Source organism: Vibrio sp. R78045 (assembly GCF_042466085.1).
Taxonomy (GTDB): domain Bacteria; phylum Pseudomonadota; class Gammaproteobacteria; order Enterobacterales; family Vibrionaceae; genus Vibrio; species Vibrio cyclitrophicus.
The window spans coordinates 13,126-31,152 of sequence record NZ_JAXHBS010000003.1 but is presented as its reverse complement, the minus strand read 5'-3'; the positions used below and the strand labels follow the sequence as shown (position 1 = coordinate 31,152).

The window sequence follows — 18,027 nt, the reverse complement described above, 5'->3', positions numbered from 1 at the left end:
GTTGCTCCCGTTAAAATGAAAAGGGAGCGTACCGGGAGGCAAGCTCCCGGTTAGGGTTGAGTTATTGTCGGATCTCACACATCGCTTGAGCGATGTGTTGCAAGGCCTTGTCAGCGCATTGCTCCAACGCTTGTCGGGTGGGATTGGGATCTCGCTCAAGTAACCGTTTCAGTTGATGAGGAAACGCCTCCCCGTAGAAGAGGTATAATTTATCGGGCGCGTCTATCTCAAATTGCGCCAGATATTGCTCCATTACAGGAATGACCGTCTCCAGTACGAGAGTGAAAAATTCCAAGTCCCCACCGTTTGAGACCTGCTCAAACAATAAGTGGTTGTCGTCGCCATACGGGAAGCCTTCTTTGAAATACGCAAAGGCTAAGGCATGGTCGGTTGATATGGGTTGCGTCATCATTGTGTCCTTAAAGGTAGATGGGCACCCAAGACCCAGTGGGCATCAGATGCCCATTGGGGTAAGTTAAGACGTTAACGTCTTAACGCGTTGTTTGCTTCAGTAAGGATTTGGCTAACGCCACCTCCACACTGTCGCCATCACTGTTGAGTACATCCAATCCATTGTCGGGCATGTCGCCAGAAGTGGATTGGGTGACCGCTATCTTCTTGGCCATCAATGCCAGACACGCCATTTGCGCGCTGTCTTGGTAGCCTAAAAAGCTCACGTCCACGTCCTCTCGTTGACCAATACGCCAGCTGCGTCTTGCCGCTTGCATCAGCGTGTAGACGTTATAGCCGGTGTTGGTAAACACAATCGAAGGGAACTCCAACAAGTCCAGTCCGGTCTTGACCAGCTCTGGGTTGGTGATGAGCACATCAATGCCTCTATCCACCTGCTCCAGTATCCAATCTTCTCGGTCTTCGGTTTTTACGCTTGAACGCAGCACGGCGCATTTTAAGCCTTGGTCACTCAGCAGTGATTTGAGCCTCGATGCGGTGTCGCGTTTTCCGGTGTAAACGGTGTACACCAAGGTCCGTCGGCCTTTAAGTTTGTTCGCATTGACCATCTCAATGAGCTGTTGCTCTTTGGGGGTTGGTGTCTGCTCATCAAACAAAGACGGAATATAAGCCAGGGTTTCTTGAGAGCGAGGGTGAGTCACCCTCTCTTCTCGAAACGCGCAATCTGGCCACGCCAGCAGCGCGCTCATGACCACGCCTAATAGGGTTTGGTCTCCAGCGGCTAAGGCTTGACGAAGTCTCGTGGTTAAGCGTTGCTCCATGTCGGCGTAATGCATCTGCATCTCATCCTCCATAGCCACTTCAATGAAGTGCTCCTGGTAGTCCGGCAAAATGCCGTCACCCATATCAGCCAGTTTGACGAACACCGTGTAAGGTAAGACGAATTTGGCTACCCCCATCGGCCCAAAACCGGGCGCGCGGGTTTGACTCACTTTGACGTTTTTACCTTTCGCGGTTTTGTGGTTCACATCGTGGGTCACTTTCATGATTTCCTTGATGATGCCGTGCTCTTGCGAGAACGAGAGGGCGGCGCTGCCGAGCTTTCCTCGATGGTAACGATAGCCCTCTTCCATCATCACCGATGGCATGGTGCGCCACAGCAGATAAAAAAGGTCTTCCGCGTAGCCGTCCATCAGTGTTCCTGTCAGCAGTAAGCACTGTTTTACGCAACCGGCGAGTACCTGCATGGCTTGGCCTTGCGCCGCCCCTGCGTTCTTATATTCATGCGCCTCATCGATGATGAGCCAGTCAAAGAACCCTTTCGGGAAGTAGCGTTTGATGAACTCACTTGCCTGGTAATCGCCTTGACCAAACGCAAATTGCGTTTTGGCCAACTTGCGCTCAATGCGTTCAGATTGTCGGTCGTTAAACACAAACTCCCCGTCTTCATCAAGCAAGTTAACCAGCTCGTAAATGTTGTCCGTCAGCGCTTTCGCCAGCACGCGCTCACCTACGCCATCGAGCAGCTTGCCTGCGGTGACTTTACCTATGGTCGGTAAGGTCTGCAGGGCGCGTGAAATGGTCTTGCTCAGGTTGTCGTTTTGACGTTGACGTTTAAGCGTCCACAGCGGTGCGCTGCATACTTTACAGCTCTGTTGCACATCCACCGAAAAATGCGTCGGAGCGATAAGCTCGCCCTCTTCATCTGTGGCTAATGCGCCGCAATCCGAGCAGCGAACAAAGTCCAGTTGAGCGGTTTGCGCCTGCAGACCGTCATGGCCTAACGTGCGTTTGAGCGTCTTGGTTTGATAGGCGCTTTCCCAGTGGTAACCCATGCGCATCCGAACCCGGCCCAGTATCACGTACTCAGGCCCATCATGAGGCGCCGCTTGTCTCAGCTTGAGCAAAGAGCGCAACGTATCAGGGCCATTGAGTACCCACACCTTGGCGTTGTGAACGGTGTCGAGAATTTCTCGGCGCCATTTGTACACCAGGTGCGGCGGGGCTAACAGTAAAAAGCGCTTAGCTTTACCTTCATGGAAAGCCATCGCCGTGGTGGCGATACCCATGATGGTTTTGCCGGTCCCCATTTCGCCGTTGAGAATGCCCGCTGGGGCACGCTCATCGAGCAGTAGGGTACTGATGGCCTGAATCGCTTCGGCTTGCGCCTCAAACGGTACGCGCTTAAGCGATTGCATCACCGCCGCACGCTTTTCACACGCCGACTGATAACGCGCCGGGTGCGCCGCTTCGATGTTGGCCAATAGGCCGTCACCGAACTGGTCGATAAAGTCATGCAGAGACAACACGTTATCTTGCGCGTTTTGTTGAGTGGTTTCTTGAGTAGTTTTTGTCGATTCGCTCATCGCATCGCTCCTTGCGGTACGGTTAACACGCCTTGCTGCAGCGCTTCACTGACTAAGGGCTCCATCACATCAATTTGCAAGTCCAAGTGATACGCAAACACCCCATAAGCGGGCAGCTCATGAATCATGGGTTGCAGTCTCGGTTGTAGGGCTGGTTGCCAATGTTCTAACAGCGGCAAATGACACAGCTGCTTAAGCGTTGGCCACAACGCGGTGTGAGAGAGCGGGGTTTGACTCATCACCGTCATACTTTGACCGCTAGGTTTCAGTAACGACGGGTGAATAAGCCAGGTGTGCACCCATTCGCCCACAGACGTGTGTTTGGGTAACCGCGTGGTGCGTTTGGTGAGGGACTTCGCTTGGGCAAAGTCGAGCACTAGGTTACCGCCTGGCAATTTGACGGTCATGACGCGTATTCCGCCTTCGCTCATCGGTAGCGTGAGCGCGGCGAAAAAGTGTTGCATGGCACCATCGCGTCCCCATACGGAGAGAAATTGCACTTGGTTATCAGCGGTGGTAACCACCGCATCGAGATAAAGCCCATTATCGAGCGAAATCAGTGAAGTCTTCATGGCTTAGTTCCTTATAAAAAAATAAGGCGCCTTCCCGTCAGGAAAAGCGCCTGACGGGCAGTGAAGTTATTGTATGACCACGATGCGACCAAAGCGCTCACCCAGGGAGAGGTCAATTGCTCGAATGAGCGGTTGAAATTGGTCTATCACGGTGGTGATGGTTTGACTCTCATCAACAGTGGTGACAGTGCGCTGCACTTTTTGAGTGCCGCCTTTGACCAGCAGTGTCTGAGCGCCATCGTTGCTGTGCACCTTGCCGGAAATTTGTCCCGCCGCGAGCGACAACGACAAATGCCAAGGTGACAGTTTTCTTAACGGTCGAGGCACTTGGTGGTGCCTCGCGAGGTTAAATTGGGTGTCAAAGGTCGGCCAAAGCCCCCCATGCGCCCCAAACGCTTGTTCAAGTTGCTCCGTGTCTGGTCGTATCATTTCAAAACGAAATGGCGCGTCATTGACCGGGGGTATCTCAAACGGTCGAGCGGGGTGAGGCCGTATTGCCTTACCTTCGCCAGCGTTTATCAATTGGGTCGCCGTTTGTGTGCGCTCCGCTTGATGCTCCGGCCCTCTCATGTCCGCTTTGCGCCCTAAGATGACCACTTGTTTAAAGCGGCCCGTAGAGGCGGCGAACACCTCGACCTGTCGTAGCCGCATCGCAAGATAACGGCTAAATTCAGGCGAAAGAGAGGGATAGGGCACCACTAACGCCAATACGCCGTCACGCCTTAGCGTGGGGAGTAGGCGTTGAGTGAACTGCACTTCCAGTCTGGCCATGTCACGATGCTGTTTGTCCACCTGGTCGGTGACCACCGCGCCATACGGCGGGTTTAAAAACAGCAACGTTTGACTGCCTGAGCCGATTTGTGTGTCAAACGCATTGCTGCGCAGCACCGAATCGAGGCATTGACTGGCAGTGACGGCTCGCGCTTCATCCAACCCCACCCCATAGGTGTGAAGCGCGCTCTGCTCATGGTGGTCGATGTGACTCGCCAGCTGAGCTAATGCCTTACCTTCCCCGCAACACGGGTCGAGTAAGCGCTGAGTGCCCGCTTTGAACCGCAGCCGTTTGGCTATCTCTGCTAAGGTCGCCTCATCGGTCGGGTAATACCCATCCTTGAGGTAGTTGTGCGCTACGCGTGGATGCATGACGGCCATTAGTTTGCCTCCTCATCAAGGCGAAGGCGCATCCAATGCTGCGCTTTGGGCTCAAACTTCCACACGCGCTCATCATTGATGCGACGCTTGAGGTAAGCCAGCTGTTTGCCCATCACTTCTCGGCCCACTTCTGGGGTGAGTTTGACGATGTCACCAATATGACTTGGTAATGGCCACAGCGCCCCAAACAAGCTGACTAAGTCCTCTTGGCTTTCTTGGGATGACGCCAACGCCTGACTGGCCACGTCTCGTTGCTCGGTCAGCTGTTGCTGCGCCTTGCGCTCTTTGGCTAACGGGTCTTCTTCCATTGGTTCGTCTCGTGGTAGCGCCTCTTCTTTGTAATCACTGAGCCAAATGCCGTTAAGCTCGGCGCGTGTTTCAATCACAAATCGGTTGCTGGTTTGATAGCTGCCCGGATAAATACGTTGTAATCCAAAGGTGCCTTGATAGGTGCCTTCGCTGTATTCATCTAAGACCGCGTCTCGAACGGAGAATTGACCAATGTCGGTATCGAGCATGGCGACGTTAAAGTCGCCATAACGCCCGCTAACGGTTTTGATGGTGAGTGTGCCGGGTACTTGGACCATGTAGGCCTCCTGAGTTAAAAGTCAAAAGGCCTCCCACTGGAAGACCTCTCCGGTTAGGGAATTGTAAAAGTTAAAGCCAGCCACGTTCAGCAAATGAGGTGACGGTTTCACCGACCACAAAGTGGTCGAGGATGCGTACGTCAATCAGTGCCAGAGCATCCGACAATTGCCGTGTGATACGCCGGTCCGCCTGACTGGGCTCGCTGCATAGGCTAGGGTGGTTATGACATAAAATGACCGAGGTGGCATTCCAAAGTAGGGCGCGTTTCACGACCTCTCTTGGGTAGACACTGGCCGAGTTGACGGTGCCATAAAACAAGATCTCAAACTCAATCAACTGATGTTGGGTATTAAGAAAGAGCACGCCAAAGACTTCTCTGTCCATCCCCTGCAGTAAACCACTGAGGGTCCGTTTCGTTTGCTCTGGTGTGGTTAAGGTGGCCCCGCGTGATAAACGGTCGATGGCGATGGCTTTTGCCATATCCAGCAGCTCATCGGGACTCACCGGCTCGGTGAGTTGGTAGTATTCGCCAGGGGCATCTTGCAGCTCTTGCAATTTGCCTTGGCCATAGGAGGATTGGTATCGCATATCATCACCAATCCATACTGGTCATCGGGAGCGCCGCCGGGTGATCTGGTAAGTGATGAACGGCTTGACAAAACAGCCACCACTCGAAGGCGCTTTTAGGGTGACACACTAAGCGAAATGCTTGTTCATCCCCATATAGGCTAGTTATCGGCTCAACCGACATACGCGCGAGTGTTTGCATCAATCGCATCTGCGATTCTGACAGTGCATCAAGTGGCGGCATTGAGTAAAAGGACTTTTCGCATCGGCGTGGGCAACGTGATAAAGGCTCGGCCTGTTTCAATTGCTGCTTAATGCGTTTTATCCAACTCTCAGCCGTACTCCAGCGTCCATTGGGTTTCAGACTGCCAGACTCGATGTCTTCTGACCAACGAATACCAAGGTAACGCACGGCATCAGACGCCGTCAGAAAACCATGGCAGGACCATTCGTCTCGTACGCGCTTGCCGTCATCATCAAACAAGTTGCTCTCACCAAACTCTCCGGTAAAAACAAACGTGTCAGTGCGAGGCAGTGTCAATCCTAAGTGTTTTTTCACATCGGAATGAAAAGCGTCAGTGACGCTAAGGCCTTGCTGCTCAAACCACGCTTTCGCGTCACTCACCAATGCGGTGATGGGGTAGTGCCACGCTTGCATGGCATAACAGATTGAATAAGACATAGGGTGTGCTCCTAACAAAAAAAAGGAGCACCCATGAAGGGAAGCCCCCTCATGGGTAAAGGTGGTGCAAAGCACCACCGTATTGACGGTCAATGATTATGCGTCGTGCACCTCGTCCTCTTTGGTCGTGATGATGAGCATAGGTTGATCGTGTTGGTCTCGCTCAATGCTCGCAATTAAGTCGAGTGAGCGGTTTACGTACAGATTATCGAGGCTGGGTGGTTGGCACACCGTAAAGGGCACCTGCGACTGAGCCGGTACTTGACGGGCGGCTCGCCGCGCCAGTTTCAGCAATTGAAGGGTGAGCTTCTCTTTGCTGCACTCAATGATAACGTCCGGCACATCAACCGCTTGAAAGTACGCTTGTTGACTGATACCGGTGTACGGAAAGTAAAAGCCCGCGTCCTTGGCCGTGGATGTAATATCAATAAAGCCCGAAGGATCGAGGGCGTCATTAAGTACATAGTGACCAAATAGCGGTGGGGTAGTTTGACTCATAATCGCTCCTAATAAAAAAGGAGCGCCCCTTTAGGAGAAAGCTCCTAAAAAGGTGAGTTGATTCGGCAAGATAGCTTGAGTGTTAACGTCTTCGGCGTGCGAACTTCATGCGAAGGATCGGCGCCGCGTTGCGTTGAAGCAGTGTCCAATGCGCAGCAAAAAACGTCATGGGTGCATGACTTTTCCAAACCAGCCAAAAGACCGGTAGAAAGATGCCCCAAAAAACGAAGTTATCGAGTAGGGTTGTGTAGTCCATGTGTTTCTCCTGTTGTAAAACAAGGAAACACTTGCCCAAAGGAAAGGTTTCCTATGGGTGGTGAGTGGTAGCTGATGGATTATCAGTATGCTTTCACTTCTTTAAAAAGAAGTCGCGACACGTTTCAGAGAGCCATTTAAGGGCGGTTAAACCCGTGTGCTTAATACTGGTGCGTCAGTATTCAACGTTTGAAGTATTTAGGTTAAAAGAGGAGGGAGTTGCTGTCAATTTATTTATTAAACCATGTTTTATACGGTCGCTTTGCTTGAGATATGAGAGTTTCACCAAGATCGTCGAAGACGCGCTTGAGTTGATTGGCTACATAACGATGTTTGAAATTTTGAAGAGATATAACAAAAACTTCGCCTATATCACGAGAACTTTCACGGTTATTGTAAGGGGTAGATACTCGTGTATGGTTTATGTTGGTCTTGTCGAGAGCATCGGAAAGAAGCATGCTTTCCTCAATATTTGAAGTATAGATTAACGCTACCTTGGTTAGTAGGGATTGAATGGTATTTAAGTCCAAAGATATTTCTTCCAAAGGTAGAGTAATGTAATGTGATTCACTTAGTTCAGCACTACGATATTGTGCTGATGCGAAATGATGTGAACCACCAGTTTGCATCAGATAAGGCTGACAGTCCCAAGAATAAACACTGATATAGTCTGTGCTATCGAATCGAAATTCATGCCATTTTAACAACTCTTCCACCGATAAAGTTATCATTTCTGGTGATCTTTCCTTTGCCATTATTTTTAGGTCTGAATATTTACTTAGATCTGATTTGGATGATGATACCCCTTTGATATCTAGAATGTTTATTGTCACTTTATTTTTCGTTGTATTGGAGAAAGGAGGAAAGGTAGGTTTTGTTTTTTTACTTACTTCATAGCTCATAGGCAATGAAATCCTATCTTTATCGATAACTAAGTAGTTGAAGTTTTCCAACCAACGAGCCCAATTTAATCGATCACAAGCATCGACCGTTTGATTTGGGTAGTGCAGCGATTTGTAATTTTTACGGTGAAATAAGGTAAGAATATGAATAGGACAAAAAAAGTCACAAATTTCTTTCAATAGGGGATTCATGATATAGCACGCCTTAATTACAGCTATTGAACATTAACGAAAGAATAACTCGCCATCTTTCTTGTTGTGCCTGTGAAGCTGTCCGATACTTCGATGCGTTTCATATTGATGCTCATAGTTGGTTCGAGTTTTTTAAGGCGTGCTATGTCACTAGCGATGCGCTTACAGCCTAAAAACAAAATGCCATCGAGTGGTGTTATGACCTCTCCAGCCTTGAGGCAATCAACGAGAGAAGTGCCTGATAGTGGTGTTTTTATCCCATCAACGTAGCGGGTTGCCACAAACTCATTCGTATAGATGATTTCTCTTGGCAACATTTGTTCGCTTTTGGCGTAAATCATCCCACTTTGTTTACCATTAATGACGCGATACTCTTTATACACTCGGGTTTCCTCACCGATGGTGGCCATGGCTTGTGGTGCACGGGTGATAAGTAAGCGAAAAGGCAGATCTTCACTTGTGATGTAATCGACAAGGTTAAACGCTAATCTTGCTCTCGCGACCTCTCCGAGTGGTTTGTCACGACAGATTTGTCGAACCTGATCCCACTGACTGGTCAGTCGAGCGCTTTCTTTATCGCTTCTAACTTTAACCTGTTGAATATCGTAGTGAATTGTCTTTGCCATGGTTGACTTAGCCTTTTGCTTTTTTCGTCGAATTCCAACTTAACATTATGTTTTTATAACACATTAAAACAGTTATCCACAAAAGCTGGGCGTAACCTGTGTGAAAATCAGTCAAGCTTAAGATTCGATTTACAACCGTCTGCATAAAGGTATAATCTGATGGTAATTTAACCGTATTGAGTCAACAGAGGCCGAAATGTTAGCATTCCTGAAAAAATGGCGTCAGGCATACCGAGATGAAAAAGGTGATCGTTTACATGCTGAAGTGGAAGCTGAGCGTAATGCCCTTCTTAGTAGTACATCTCTGTCATTTGAAGAGGTGAATGAAGCTTTAGTAACTAAACCTACACTAGATAAGTCTATGTCATGGAAGGAAGCTTTCTTCAAGGCTCATAATGATTGTACTTTATACGAGGAAGAGCAAGCGTATTATAAAAAATCATAATTGCTTGCTCTTCTCTTTTATTTCATCTTATTTCCTAGTGTGCCTATTAGTCTGTCTGATCCTTTTTGAGCTGCATCCCCAACTTTGGTCATAGCACTATCCATCGACACCCCATTCACGCGATAACTGGCGTAACCTAATACCCCAAACCATATCGCAGGCACCACCACGTAAAACGTGATCATCACAAACGCTAATATCGAATCATCCATGCTGTTGATCGTACCGGTTATCGGATTAAAGTTGTCATGCATGGAATACACCGCCTCCAATAGCTTACTGTCCAGACTTCGGCACAACTCCCACCAAAACGTTAAGAACAACAATCCTGTATAGGACAAGGATAGCGACATCAGTGTCATCATCGAATAGTTACTGACCGTTAAGACAATCGGACTCGCAATCACTACCACAATGAGCAGCAAAGACTGCAGCATCGGCATTGCCTCTCGCACAATGAAGTAAGCCGGGCCTGTGAAGATATGCCCAATTTGTAATCCTGCCCAGCCAGCGCCGCTATTCCACACTTCTCTGACTTGGTGATCGAGGGATTTATCAAGCACCTGGCCATAGCCACGAACAATGCGTCCACTGGTCGATTGATTTTCAACACTCAACACGCGCTGAACCAGCATGTTCGCCTTATCAGCAGGCGTGACTTCAGAGCCCATGATTTTTGAGAAAAAGCCATCATAGTCCAGCACGTCATGAATCAACTCTGGGTTGGTGTCTTCAATGTGATTGAACAATCGCCACAGTAAGCCGGCGCGCTGCCCATCACTGCGACCGCCTTGAGTGCTATCCCACCACTCATCACACATTGGGTACGCCGCGCTGGTATCAATCGCTGTGCGGCGATACTTTTGTTGCACTGGATCGTCTCGCTCAGAGTTGTATGGGAAGTTGAACACGATATTTTCAGCTTGTAAGCCATTATAAGTGGTCTCTGGCGCGGCCAGATTATAGCCAAGGAAGTATGAACCCCCAATCCAATTGGCATTATCAAAGTCGTTTTGACTCACTCGCTCTTTACGCGCCGCCGCCTTCATCATCAGGCGCGCTCGCGTATAACACTGCTCGTAAAAGTCTTGAGTTTCCTGTCTAAGTTGCTCGCTCTTAATGTCGATTTGAGAGAGTTTCAACATGCTGCGCTCGACATCGTAGTGACACGGCACCGAGGAGACCGCTGCGTTGGTCAGTCCTTGCGAAATACTGTGCCAGAGTACCCACCATATCGGGGCATGAACCAATTCCCCATTTAACGAGCTTTGGTCACTGTGGGTTGCGCCGCTGCTAATACCCACGCCGCACGATTCGCTGGCGTTTTGGTCCATGACGAGCGTGTTGACGTTCACCGGGTACAAGGGCATCACTGCAAAAAAACACACCAATCCGGCCAGCATCAGTTTGACCTCGGTGCGGTTCATGCTCAGCAGGCCTTTATTACCCTCGTCTTCGCCCTCTTGAGCGACATCAAACCACACTTGGAACACAATGACGGCCAACATAAAGACAATCAGGCCGGTTTGATTCAATATCATGAATATCTTGCCGGAGATTTGCCAGCTGGTCAGCGTCAGTAAGACGGAAAGCGGATCGTTGACTACCATGAGAAGGCTCCTAAATCGACGTATTGGGTGAGTAAGATGAGTTCGTTGAGCATGAGGGCAAGCGCGATACCAAAGGCGTAGCGCTTAGCGCGCCACAGCGCGAGGCCGTAGACGGCCGCTCGAATGACGACCATGTACCAGGCGTATGCGCTGTTTGATAGCGTGTCCCCGTCCAGTGAAAAAGCCAGGGCGCTGGCGACGAGCAAGCACAAAAGCAGTGTGATGACGTGGCGGCTTCGGCGCCACCGGCTGTGAGGTTGAGCGGTTAAGGTGTTCATTTATTCTTCTCCAGGGCTGTTGTCATATCGGTCTTTGTCTAAAAAGACCGAGTCGGATTTGGGGGTTTGCGGGATAACCTGAGGTCTTTGGTAGCGGTAGTCATCCACCACCGCTTGGGCGGTGCGGGTGCCAATCTGTTGTCTGACCTCGGCTTCGTAGCGCAGCATGTCAATCTCACGCTCAAGGCGAGCAATTGAGTTGTCGATGTCTTTTTGCGCCGTGGCGTGCTGAGCTATATTGACTTCGTACTTGCCCGTGAGCAGCGCGCGGCGCGCGTACAGGGCTTTTTCAATCGCTTGAGAGAGCGCGAGCTCACTGGCAATGCGCGATACGGTGTTGTTGTCCACTTCTCGCTCGGTGAGCGCTTCAATCAGCGTTTTGGGAAAGTACTCGGTCTCTTTGTTCTCTGCGATGGCGCCTCGGAGTTCTCTTTCTAGCGTGACGCTTTGCTCGGTGACTTCTTGCCCCAGCCCAATCCCTGGCGTGGCTTCGGTTCGGCTTTTGTCCATGCCGGTTTGTACCGACTGGCTACCAATCACTTGAGACACCCACTCACTCATCGTCTCTTCACTGTCCCAATAGCGATAGAGGCCTTGGTGGCTTTCTTTTTGCGATTCATCCGACAGTAAGGTGAAACCGGCGCGCGTCGCATCCGTGGTCGCGTTGATGGCCGGTTGGTTGCGACCGCCGTATTTGGCGCCGCCCACCCAGGTCACCCCAGAATCGCCCATGTCATCTTGCACTTCTTGTTTGGCTCTGACGGCGTCGCCGCTTTTTACGGCGTTGGTCCACGCCTGCGCACGCGCAAGCGTTGCGTAAGCCTTATCGGTGTTCATCTCACCCATGGTGTCCACCATGGCCTCACACGAGCTGCTGGCGTCGTCAAAATCGAACTTGCCTTGCAGTACGCCGTTGGTCATCAAATCGTAAAGTCCTGGGTCTTTTTTCTGCAGGTAGTAGCCTGGCAGGCTCAGCACCGCTGAGGTGGCATTGGTGAGCATGTCGCCCATCATGTCCTGAAACCCTTCGGTCACGCCGTTGAGTTGATTCTCAACGGTGACCGATGGGTCTAACATCCCGCACTGCAGGTTCATGTCCCAACCGACGCCAAGGGCGGTGGGGCTGATGCGCGCTTGTCTGGCGGGCAGTGCGATGACCGGTCCGCCGCCTAAGGTGTAGTGAAGAACGCTGTCGTTGTCGGCTTTAAGGTTCACGTTCGTTCCTATCGAACTGTGTGCGCTGGCGCTCATCAATAGGGGGAGCAGTAATGCCGCTTTGAGCGGCCAAATATGGGGCATCATTATTCTCCAAAGTGGGCAATCAGCGTGCTACCACGACGCTGGCAGCCTTTGTATAGGCGCCATGCAGCCCAGACGTACTGGTCGTCTGAGGCGATGTGCGGCGCGTAAGGGTCGTAAGGCGTTAAGCTGTCATCGAACTGTGGCCAAACAGTCGCATCGGTTTGCGCGATTGGCGAGAGCATTTGCCACGCGGTCTCTTCGTTATTGGGTTTAACGGGGCCCGGCGGCCAAAACCCAGGGTGCGCCGTTGGGGTAAAAGGTTGATACACACGGCCTTCGCCCATTCGGGTCACCACATGCAGCGCGCGAAAGGCGGTGAGTGCTGCGGCTTTAAACGAATGACGCTGCAAGACAAAGCCGCCACGCGGATAGATGTCCCCAAAGTTACCAAGCGCATCAGTCAATGGGTTCCACGTTTGAGTGGACAGAATGTCCGGCAGGTTGTAGCGCCAGCCGAGCGGGTCAAGGCTTGATAAATAATGCGGCATGAGCGGCGTCGCATTACTTGAGAGGGAGTAGCCAAAGCTTGCGAGCAGTGAGAAAATCGTCTGCCCGCCTGGGTGGCCGATGACGTCGCTGTTGTAAAAGCGCATCGAGGTGTTATCCAGGCCTTGCACGCTGCGACGCGCGCTGTGGCCTCCGTTCTCTGAATAGGCATTGTCTGGTGACATCCAAGCGGTGTCTTGCCAAGGCGCCTCCCCGGTTTCGGGGTAGCTCATTACCACAAAATCGGGCAAGCGGTGTTTGACTTTCACGGAGGTGTCGGTGGAGCACCCTGCTGGGGTGCAGGTCATCCACACGCACGCCCCAATCACTTCGTAATCCAAGCACTCAGGACAGGCGGCGCTGGCGATGACCTCGGCGGTGGTGACCTCCTGACTGATGGCAGAGGCCGCGCACAGACATGAGCCTAGAATGCTCAAACCTAGCCCTCGCTTGAGTGATTTGTGTATGAGTAAGGTGAGGCTCATCTTATTCCTCTCCCAGATAGTCAAGCCGGGCCTGTTCGATGTCTTTAGCCTTGAGTAGCGCCGCATCGAGTTCACTGATGCCGTGTAAATCCATAAGAGTTTGACGTTTTCTTTTCGCTGGACCATCGGTTTCACCCAGTGCCAGGTAGAGCGCAGGCGGCACAATGCAAAAGCGCTGCATTAAGGTGTTGTCCATGCCGGTGATGACGCCTTCTTTGTATTTGTGCTTTTCCGATTGCATCGAGCGAATGAGGTTTTTCTCCGCCTCGGAGAGCTTTTTAAACGATTCAAGGTGACGGAGTTCATCTTCTGGCATGTTGAGCATCACCCACCACTCAGCGTTGTTGAGCATCTTTCGGGCAATGGCCGGAAAATCGGCTAAATCTTGCGTCGCCAACCAAAACCACGCGCTGAGTTTTCGCCACATCTTGACGATTTTGACGGCGTAAGGCGCGAGTAGCTCATTGGTGACAATCAGGTGCGCTTCATCGGTCAGGGTGACAATGTCACGCCCTGAGTATTGGTCGCGCTCCGCAATGCCGTTGATGCGGTTAATCAAAGAGATGTACGCGGCGGCCATTTGCGCCTCATACCCGGTTTTTGCGTAGAGGCCTAGGTCAATGATGGTTACATCTGCCTCTGGCCAGTGCTCGGCTTCTTGGTTGAAGATTTGCCCTTCTAGACCATCGCAGAAAAAGGCCATCGCTTCGCTCATTAGGCGGGCGCGTGCTTGGCGGGGCTCAGGTCTATTCGGGTCTTGACTAAAACGCTCTAGCGCGTCTTTGATGTGCTCTGGGCGCACTTGCTCGCCCGTGGGGTGGCAATGCTCTGCGGCTTCTTTAATCGCATCACGCACCATCGACGAGTCGGCGCGGCGATAATCGTCCATCTCGCGCTGCTCACCGCCGGTAATCATCAGCCTTGCCATGATTTCCAGCTCCCCTAAAATGTCGCGCGCTTCATCGTCTGGTGAATCGCTGTCATTAAGATGTTCAATGTCCAACGCTTTCTCGTCACTGACGTGAGGCACGGCTTGGCCGACCAAGTGTTTGGCATCGGCAAACGGCGCCATCAGGCCTTTAGAGTGAGCGCTCACCTGAACGCGGTTGACCGATAGCCCCAAACGTTCACAGTACTGTCCCAGCAACCCAAAACTGTTGCCCGCTTCGATGATGAACAGCCTTGGGCGATGAATCGCCAGTAGGCGTAAACACATGCCCACTAAGGTCGCAGATTTGCCTGAGCCAGAGGGGCCAAACAGGTTAAGGTGCGCATTAGAGAGTTGGTCTCTCAGCGGATCGACGCCGAAGAGCTCCCCGCCTCGGTTGAAAAATTGGAAAGCTTCACTGCCGGTGCCGGTTGCGCGGCCAAACAAAGGAGAGAGCGAGAGCATGTCTTCCAGCCACACCCAGCCGCAGTACCACAATTTGTCGTCGCGCTCGGGATGGTAGTTCATCGGTAACCAACGAAGGTAACTGTCCAGCGGGGACTCTTGGTCGCTGTTTTTGACAAAGCGCAATGACAGGTCGCGATTGTTGAATATTGCGCGCAGCGATTCAGTGCGTCCCTCTATTTCACTGACGCTCTCCCCTTGTACGTAGAACGCCAGTTGACCGCGCCACAGCGGATGCTTTTCAACTAAGGTGGTAAAGCTGTCGCAGGTATCACGAATGATTTCTAATTCCGTTTCTTCCCCCACCGCCGCTTCTCGAACGGTGCGAAGGCGCGCTCTGGCCTGCGCCTTACTTTGCGCGACCAAGGTCATGGCCATCATGGTGCCGGTTGGCAGCTCATCGAACAGAACATGTTGTGGGCGCTTTTCGCCTTTGTCGATGGCTTCATCCCCGATGACCTCCCCAAATACGGCGCCCGCTAAAAAGGACTCATTATCCCAAGTGTCGAGCTCCATCACGCGCGTGGCGATGGGTTTGTCCCCCTCAAACCACCATAAGCCGTTTTCAACGTCTGAGCGCACCCCGCTTCTTAGCAGTCGCTCGGAGAAATCTTGGTCAATAAAGCTGCGTGGCGGGCGATAACGCAGGGTTTCGCCCGCAATGCCAGAGGGATTAAAAAAGGGACTGAGCCAAGCGTGAATGCTTTCGCCTGAGCTGGCCTTGATGCCGATGCCTAAATCTTTGAATGTACTCGGAGATAACAGGCGGCGCCTTAGACTCTTTAAGGTACGAAGGTTGTTTTTTTGCAGCGTTTCACTGGCGTCTTCGGGGAGCCAGCGATAAATGGCGAGACGAACTTGACGCTCGCGGGCGCGCCAGGGGCGGCCGTCCACCGCAAAGATACCTTGCTCTCGCCCTATCAGTTCGAAATGGCGGCGGTCTTCATCGAGCACGGCGCGGGTGAATTCATCATCAACGCGTGCACTGTTGAGTAACGTCTCATGCGCATCCTCAAATCGGTCGACATCACGGGCAAACAACTGCACCACCCACGGGTTCTCTTCGTCAATCAAGGCGGTGAGGGTGTGGGCGACACTTGAGACCACCCGCTCAAGCTGCGCTTGCGTTTTGTCTTCCGTAACCTGCGGCGTAATATCAAAAAACAGGCCCATCGAACGACCGTCTTCCAGTTGCACCAGACCTTTATCGCTGATTTCAATCCAAGGCAGTTTGGCGGCAAACGACGGCGGTACGCTGTAATCGATGGCTGGCGCTTCCAACTCTTTGCCTTCGGTAAAAAAGTGGGTGACGGTATTGCGTATTGTCTTCAACATTACCAACGCTCCTTGGGCAGATTAGCTGGACTGTTTTGAGGCGCGGCGTAATGCACGCGCTCATACAAGGGAAAGACGGTGCTGTATCCAGGCACCGGCAGCGCGCCTGATTGATGCGGCAAGACATAAAGCACCACATCGGGATTAGGCAGTCTTGGGAATATGTTGGTCGCTTCACGCCAGCTGTCTCGGGTGTAGTCGCTTTGGCGCTGAGACAATGTCGTCATATCGAGCGGCACGCGCAGCTCGCCTTGCGTTTGGCTGAGCGCATCACCGCCTTGTCCAACATCCTGCCCGCCGCCCGACATTTGGTTTTGCCACACTTGCTCGGAGCTCGTTTGAGGGTTGGGTAAGGTGTCGTCTTGCGACGTTGAGCAGCCGAATAATCCGAGCAGGCTCAATGCGCTGATAAGGTTACGGTAATTCATACGTCGCTCCTTGGGTTTGAGTGTCGTAACGCACGCGAACGGGTATCGCTGGGGCGCGCAGTGTCACGGGTTTTCGAAGGTGAATACTGGCCTTAGTACCTGGCGGGGTGTACACCACATCAAAGCTTGAGCCCATGCGCGCCTCAATAAACTCTGAAACGGTGCCCGTGAAGGCTGCTGCAGACTCAGCGGCAGCATTCTTCGCCGCGTTGCCCGTCAACGCTGAGGTGCTGGTTGAGCCATCGACCGAAATGGTCTGCTGTGAAATAGCCACCGCATTGGCCGCTGCCGAGGCGGCGTCAAGCAATCCTTTGGTGGTGAGGTACTCCGGGGCGTTCGAGATGCGCTCCCCGGTTAAGCATGGATTGCCGTTGGGGTCGGCCAGAAACCCCAAATCCGAGGTTTTAATCGAAGAGCCATCAAAGCCTGAATCCACCGTTTCAAGCTCTTCTGGGTAAGAGAGTATCGAGCCATCAGCGCGAATAAAATCGATGGATTCGACCACGCCGCGCACACAAGACAAGCTCCAGTCGCCGGTGACCGTGCCCGTCACGATAGCGCCTTGCACATCCGGCAGGGTAAACCCACTGGCCATCAGGTTCTTACGCCCTAGAATCATCGAAAACGGATAAGGGTCGGTGACCTGGCCGTTCAAGGGAATGCGCCCCATCAGTGCGGTCATGCTGACCGCATCGGCCAGCATGGTGCCGCGATGCAGGGTGTACACGGGCATTCCGTCTTGTTGATTGGCATCAAATCGGCCCGTCTGGCTGGTAAACGCATCGTCCGCCGAGTTCAAGGCGTTTTTGACCGCTTGGGTGGCAGGCGTTACCCAGTTGCCTTCTTTGTCTTGAGTCGCATCCAGCGGCTCGGTCCAAACCCAGTTGTCTTGAGCTACGCCCTTACCCCAAAAGGATGGGTGATAGCCGCCCGGCGCCGTGCCCACGGCCAGTCCCTGTCGTCCTGAATCAATGCCAAGGTCGTCATAAGAGACATCTATCACCTCACGCACTGGCGCTTGACGCACCTTGAGGTGATCTCGGCTTTGACTGACTTTCTCTTCAATCGTGTTTAAAGACGAATTGAGCCTTTGGGCAAGCTGACTTAATTGGGTTTCAAGGGCTTTCACTTGCTCATTGTTTTGGGCTTGCTGATTTTCAACCTGAAGCTGCGTTTGCTTTAACGCGTCCGAGAGGGCTTTCTTTTCGGCTTCACTTTTTGAGTACGCGGCATTGAGCGTTCGAATGGTATCGGTTGGGCTGTCATCAAACGCCTGCAGCACTTGGGCTTGGGTTTGTGACGTCGTCACGCTGACCGGAGTGGTGTCTTCGCCGGGCTCAACGTTGGCTTCGATGTCTGACGGCTTTAAGACCGCGATGACCAACACCGCGATAAAGCCGGTCGCGCCGATAAGCGCCGCCAGTCGTATGACGGGGTTTCCTTTATTTAACATC

The 18,027-nt window shown here is 52.1% G+C and carries 19 protein-coding genes; 1 reads left to right on the top strand and 18 read right to left on the bottom strand.

Annotated features, from left to right (window positions below):
* Window positions 1–61 precede the first annotated feature (61 nt).
* The 11 genes from SJY39_RS00215 to SJY39_RS00165 form a co-directional block, all read right to left on the bottom strand.
* Window positions 62–412 (bottom strand): hypothetical protein, encoded by a 351-nt coding sequence (locus SJY39_RS00215; RefSeq protein WP_390240615.1) that lies wholly within the window; start codon window positions 410–412, stop codon window positions 62–64.
* A 79-nt stretch (window positions 413–491) separates the two neighbouring features.
* Window positions 492–2,777, bottom strand: a complete 2,286-nt coding sequence (locus SJY39_RS00210) for a DEAD/DEAH box helicase family protein (RefSeq protein WP_390240614.1) — start codon at window positions 2,775–2,777, stop codon at window positions 492–494.
* The gene (locus SJY39_RS00205; RefSeq protein WP_390240612.1) at window positions 2,774–3,349 is read right to left on the bottom strand and encodes a hypothetical protein; all 576 of its coding nucleotides are present in this window, start codon (window positions 3,347–3,349) and stop codon (window positions 2,774–2,776) included. Before SJY39_RS00205 ends, SJY39_RS00210 begins: the two co-directional genes overlap by 4 nt.
* Before the next feature lie 66 nt (window positions 3,350–3,415).
* Window positions 3,416–4,501 carry a DUF6094 domain-containing protein gene (locus SJY39_RS00200; protein WP_390240610.1) on the bottom strand — a complete coding sequence of 362 codons (1,086 nt, stop codon included), beginning with the start codon at window positions 4,499–4,501 and terminating at the stop codon, window positions 3,416–3,418.
* Complete coding sequence (locus SJY39_RS00195) at window positions 4,501–5,088, bottom strand: DUF3275 family protein (RefSeq protein WP_372192577.1); 588 nt, start codon at window positions 5,086–5,088, stop codon at window positions 4,501–4,503. The genes SJY39_RS00200 and SJY39_RS00195 overlap by 1 nt, the downstream gene beginning before the upstream one ends.
* Before the next feature lie 70 nt (window positions 5,089–5,158).
* Complete coding sequence (locus tag SJY39_RS00190; protein ID WP_017108805.1) at window positions 5,159–5,677, bottom strand: JAB domain-containing protein; 519 nt, start codon at window positions 5,675–5,677, stop codon at window positions 5,159–5,161.
* 4 nt (window positions 5,678–5,681) lie between these two features.
* Window positions 5,682–6,338 carry a hypothetical protein gene (locus SJY39_RS00185; protein ID WP_390240609.1) on the bottom strand — a complete coding sequence of 219 codons (657 nt, stop codon included), beginning with the start codon at window positions 6,336–6,338 and terminating at the stop codon, window positions 5,682–5,684.
* A gap of 96 nt (window positions 6,339–6,434) precedes the next feature.
* Complete coding sequence (locus SJY39_RS00180; RefSeq protein ID WP_274135631.1) at window positions 6,435–6,836, bottom strand: hypothetical protein; 402 nt, start codon at window positions 6,834–6,836, stop codon at window positions 6,435–6,437.
* A gap of 82 nt (window positions 6,837–6,918) precedes the next feature.
* The gene (locus SJY39_RS00175) at window positions 6,919–7,092 is read right to left on the bottom strand and encodes a hypothetical protein (protein ID WP_390240607.1); all 174 of its coding nucleotides are present in this window, start codon (window positions 7,090–7,092) and stop codon (window positions 6,919–6,921) included.
* Between the two features lie 229 nt (window positions 7,093–7,321).
* A complete protein-coding gene (locus tag SJY39_RS00170; protein ID WP_390240605.1) occupies window positions 7,322–8,185 on the bottom strand; it encodes a DUF6685 family protein in 864 nt (287 codons plus the stop codon).
* Between the two features lie 23 nt (window positions 8,186–8,208).
* The gene (locus SJY39_RS00165) at window positions 8,209–8,811 is read right to left on the bottom strand and encodes a hypothetical protein (protein WP_390240603.1); all 603 of its coding nucleotides are present in this window, start codon (window positions 8,809–8,811) and stop codon (window positions 8,209–8,211) included.
* 196 nt (window positions 8,812–9,007) lie between these two features.
* Between SJY39_RS00165 and SJY39_RS00160 the strand changes: the two genes are divergently transcribed.
* On the top strand, window positions 9,008–9,256 hold the full coding sequence (locus SJY39_RS00160; protein WP_102333690.1) for a hypothetical protein: 249 nt from the start codon (window positions 9,008–9,010) through the stop codon (window positions 9,254–9,256).
* Window positions 9,257–9,273: 17 nt separating this feature from the next.
* Here SJY39_RS00160 and SJY39_RS00155 read toward each other — a convergent pair whose 3' ends face one another.
* The 7 genes from SJY39_RS00155 to SJY39_RS00125 are packed head-to-tail and all read right to left on the bottom strand — an operon-like array spanning window position 9,274 to window position 18,026.
* Window positions 9,274–10,866 carry a conjugal transfer protein TraG N-terminal domain-containing protein gene (locus SJY39_RS00155; protein ID WP_390240601.1) on the bottom strand — a complete coding sequence of 531 codons (1,593 nt, stop codon included), beginning with the start codon at window positions 10,864–10,866 and terminating at the stop codon, window positions 9,274–9,276.
* On the bottom strand, window positions 10,860–11,144 hold the full coding sequence (locus tag SJY39_RS00150) for a hypothetical protein (protein WP_390240599.1): 285 nt from the start codon (window positions 11,142–11,144) through the stop codon (window positions 10,860–10,862). Before SJY39_RS00150 ends, SJY39_RS00155 begins: the two co-directional genes overlap by 7 nt.
* The gene (locus tag SJY39_RS00145) at window positions 11,145–12,446 is read right to left on the bottom strand and encodes an integrating conjugative element protein (RefSeq protein ID WP_390240597.1); all 1,302 of its coding nucleotides are present in this window, start codon (window positions 12,444–12,446) and stop codon (window positions 11,145–11,147) included.
* Window positions 12,446–13,417, bottom strand: a complete 972-nt coding sequence (locus SJY39_RS00140) for a TIGR03756 family integrating conjugative element protein (protein ID WP_390240595.1) — start codon at window positions 13,415–13,417, stop codon at window positions 12,446–12,448. The genes SJY39_RS00145 and SJY39_RS00140 overlap by 1 nt, the downstream gene beginning before the upstream one ends.
* A gap of 1 nt (window position 13,418) precedes the next feature.
* Window positions 13,419–16,145 (bottom strand): conjugative transfer ATPase, encoded by a 2,727-nt coding sequence (locus tag SJY39_RS00135; protein WP_390240593.1) that lies wholly within the window; start codon window positions 16,143–16,145, stop codon window positions 13,419–13,421.
* Entirely contained in the window at window positions 16,145–16,573 is a 429-nt protein-coding gene (locus tag SJY39_RS00130; protein ID WP_390240591.1) for a TIGR03751 family conjugal transfer lipoprotein, read from the bottom strand. The genes SJY39_RS00135 and SJY39_RS00130 overlap by 1 nt, the downstream gene beginning before the upstream one ends.
* Window positions 16,560–18,026: a TIGR03752 family integrating conjugative element protein gene (locus tag SJY39_RS00125; RefSeq protein WP_390240589.1), complete on the bottom strand. Its 1,467-nt coding sequence runs from the start codon at window positions 18,024–18,026 to the stop codon at window positions 16,560–16,562. Before SJY39_RS00125 ends, SJY39_RS00130 begins: the two co-directional genes overlap by 14 nt.
* Between the last annotated feature and the right edge of the window lies 1 nt (window position 18,027).

Bases quoted from the DNA above. Each gene is read 5' to 3' on its own strand.
- SJY39_RS00160 (WP_102333690.1), top strand. From the start codon at position 9,008: ATGTTAGCATTCCTGAAAAAATGGCGTCAGGCATACCGAGATGAAAAA.
- SJY39_RS00205 (WP_390240612.1), bottom strand. From the start codon at position 3,349: ATGAAGACTTCACTGATTTCGCTCGATAATGGGCTTTATCTCGATGCG.
- SJY39_RS00140 (WP_390240595.1), bottom strand. From the start codon at position 13,417: ATGAGCCTCACCTTACTCATACACAAATCACTCAAGCGAGGGCTAGGT.
- SJY39_RS00195 (WP_372192577.1), bottom strand. From the start codon at position 5,088: ATGGTCCAAGTACCCGGCACACTCACCATCAAAACCGTTAGCGGGCGT.
- SJY39_RS00150 (WP_390240599.1), bottom strand. From the start codon at position 11,144: ATGAACACCTTAACCGCTCAACCTCACAGCCGGTGGCGCCGAAGCCGC.
- SJY39_RS00125 (WP_390240589.1), bottom strand. From the start codon at position 18,026: ATGTTAAATAAAGGAAACCCCGTCATACGACTGGCGGCGCTTATCGGC.
- SJY39_RS00145 (WP_390240597.1), bottom strand. From the start codon at position 12,446: ATGATGCCCCATATTTGGCCGCTCAAAGCGGCATTACTGCTCCCCCTA.
- SJY39_RS00190 (WP_017108805.1), bottom strand. From the start codon at position 5,677: ATGCGATACCAATCCTCCTATGGCCAAGGCAAATTGCAAGAGCTGCAA.
- SJY39_RS00175 (WP_390240607.1), bottom strand. From the start codon at position 7,092: ATGGACTACACAACCCTACTCGATAACTTCGTTTTTTGGGGCATCTTT.
- SJY39_RS00200 (WP_390240610.1), bottom strand. From the start codon at position 4,501: ATGGCCGTCATGCATCCACGCGTAGCGCACAACTACCTCAAGGATGGG.
- SJY39_RS00210 (WP_390240614.1), bottom strand. From the start codon at position 2,777: ATGAGCGAATCGACAAAAACTACTCAAGAAACCACTCAACAAAACGCG.
- SJY39_RS00135 (WP_390240593.1), bottom strand. From the start codon at position 16,145: ATGTTGAAGACAATACGCAATACCGTCACCCACTTTTTTACCGAAGGC.
- SJY39_RS00180 (WP_274135631.1), bottom strand. From the start codon at position 6,836: ATGAGTCAAACTACCCCACCGCTATTTGGTCACTATGTACTTAATGAC.
- SJY39_RS00130 (WP_390240591.1), bottom strand. From the start codon at position 16,573: ATGAATTACCGTAACCTTATCAGCGCATTGAGCCTGCTCGGATTATTC.
- SJY39_RS00215 (WP_390240615.1), bottom strand. From the start codon at position 412: ATGATGACGCAACCCATATCAACCGACCATGCCTTAGCCTTTGCGTAT.
- SJY39_RS00170 (WP_390240605.1), bottom strand. From the start codon at position 8,185: ATGAATCCCCTATTGAAAGAAATTTGTGACTTTTTTTGTCCTATTCAT.
- SJY39_RS00155 (WP_390240601.1), bottom strand. From the start codon at position 10,866: ATGGTAGTCAACGATCCGCTTTCCGTCTTACTGACGCTGACCAGCTGG.
- SJY39_RS00165 (WP_390240603.1), bottom strand. From the start codon at position 8,811: ATGGCAAAGACAATTCACTACGATATTCAACAGGTTAAAGTTAGAAGC.
- SJY39_RS00185 (WP_390240609.1), bottom strand. From the start codon at position 6,338: ATGTCTTATTCAATCTGTTATGCCATGCAAGCGTGGCACTACCCCATC.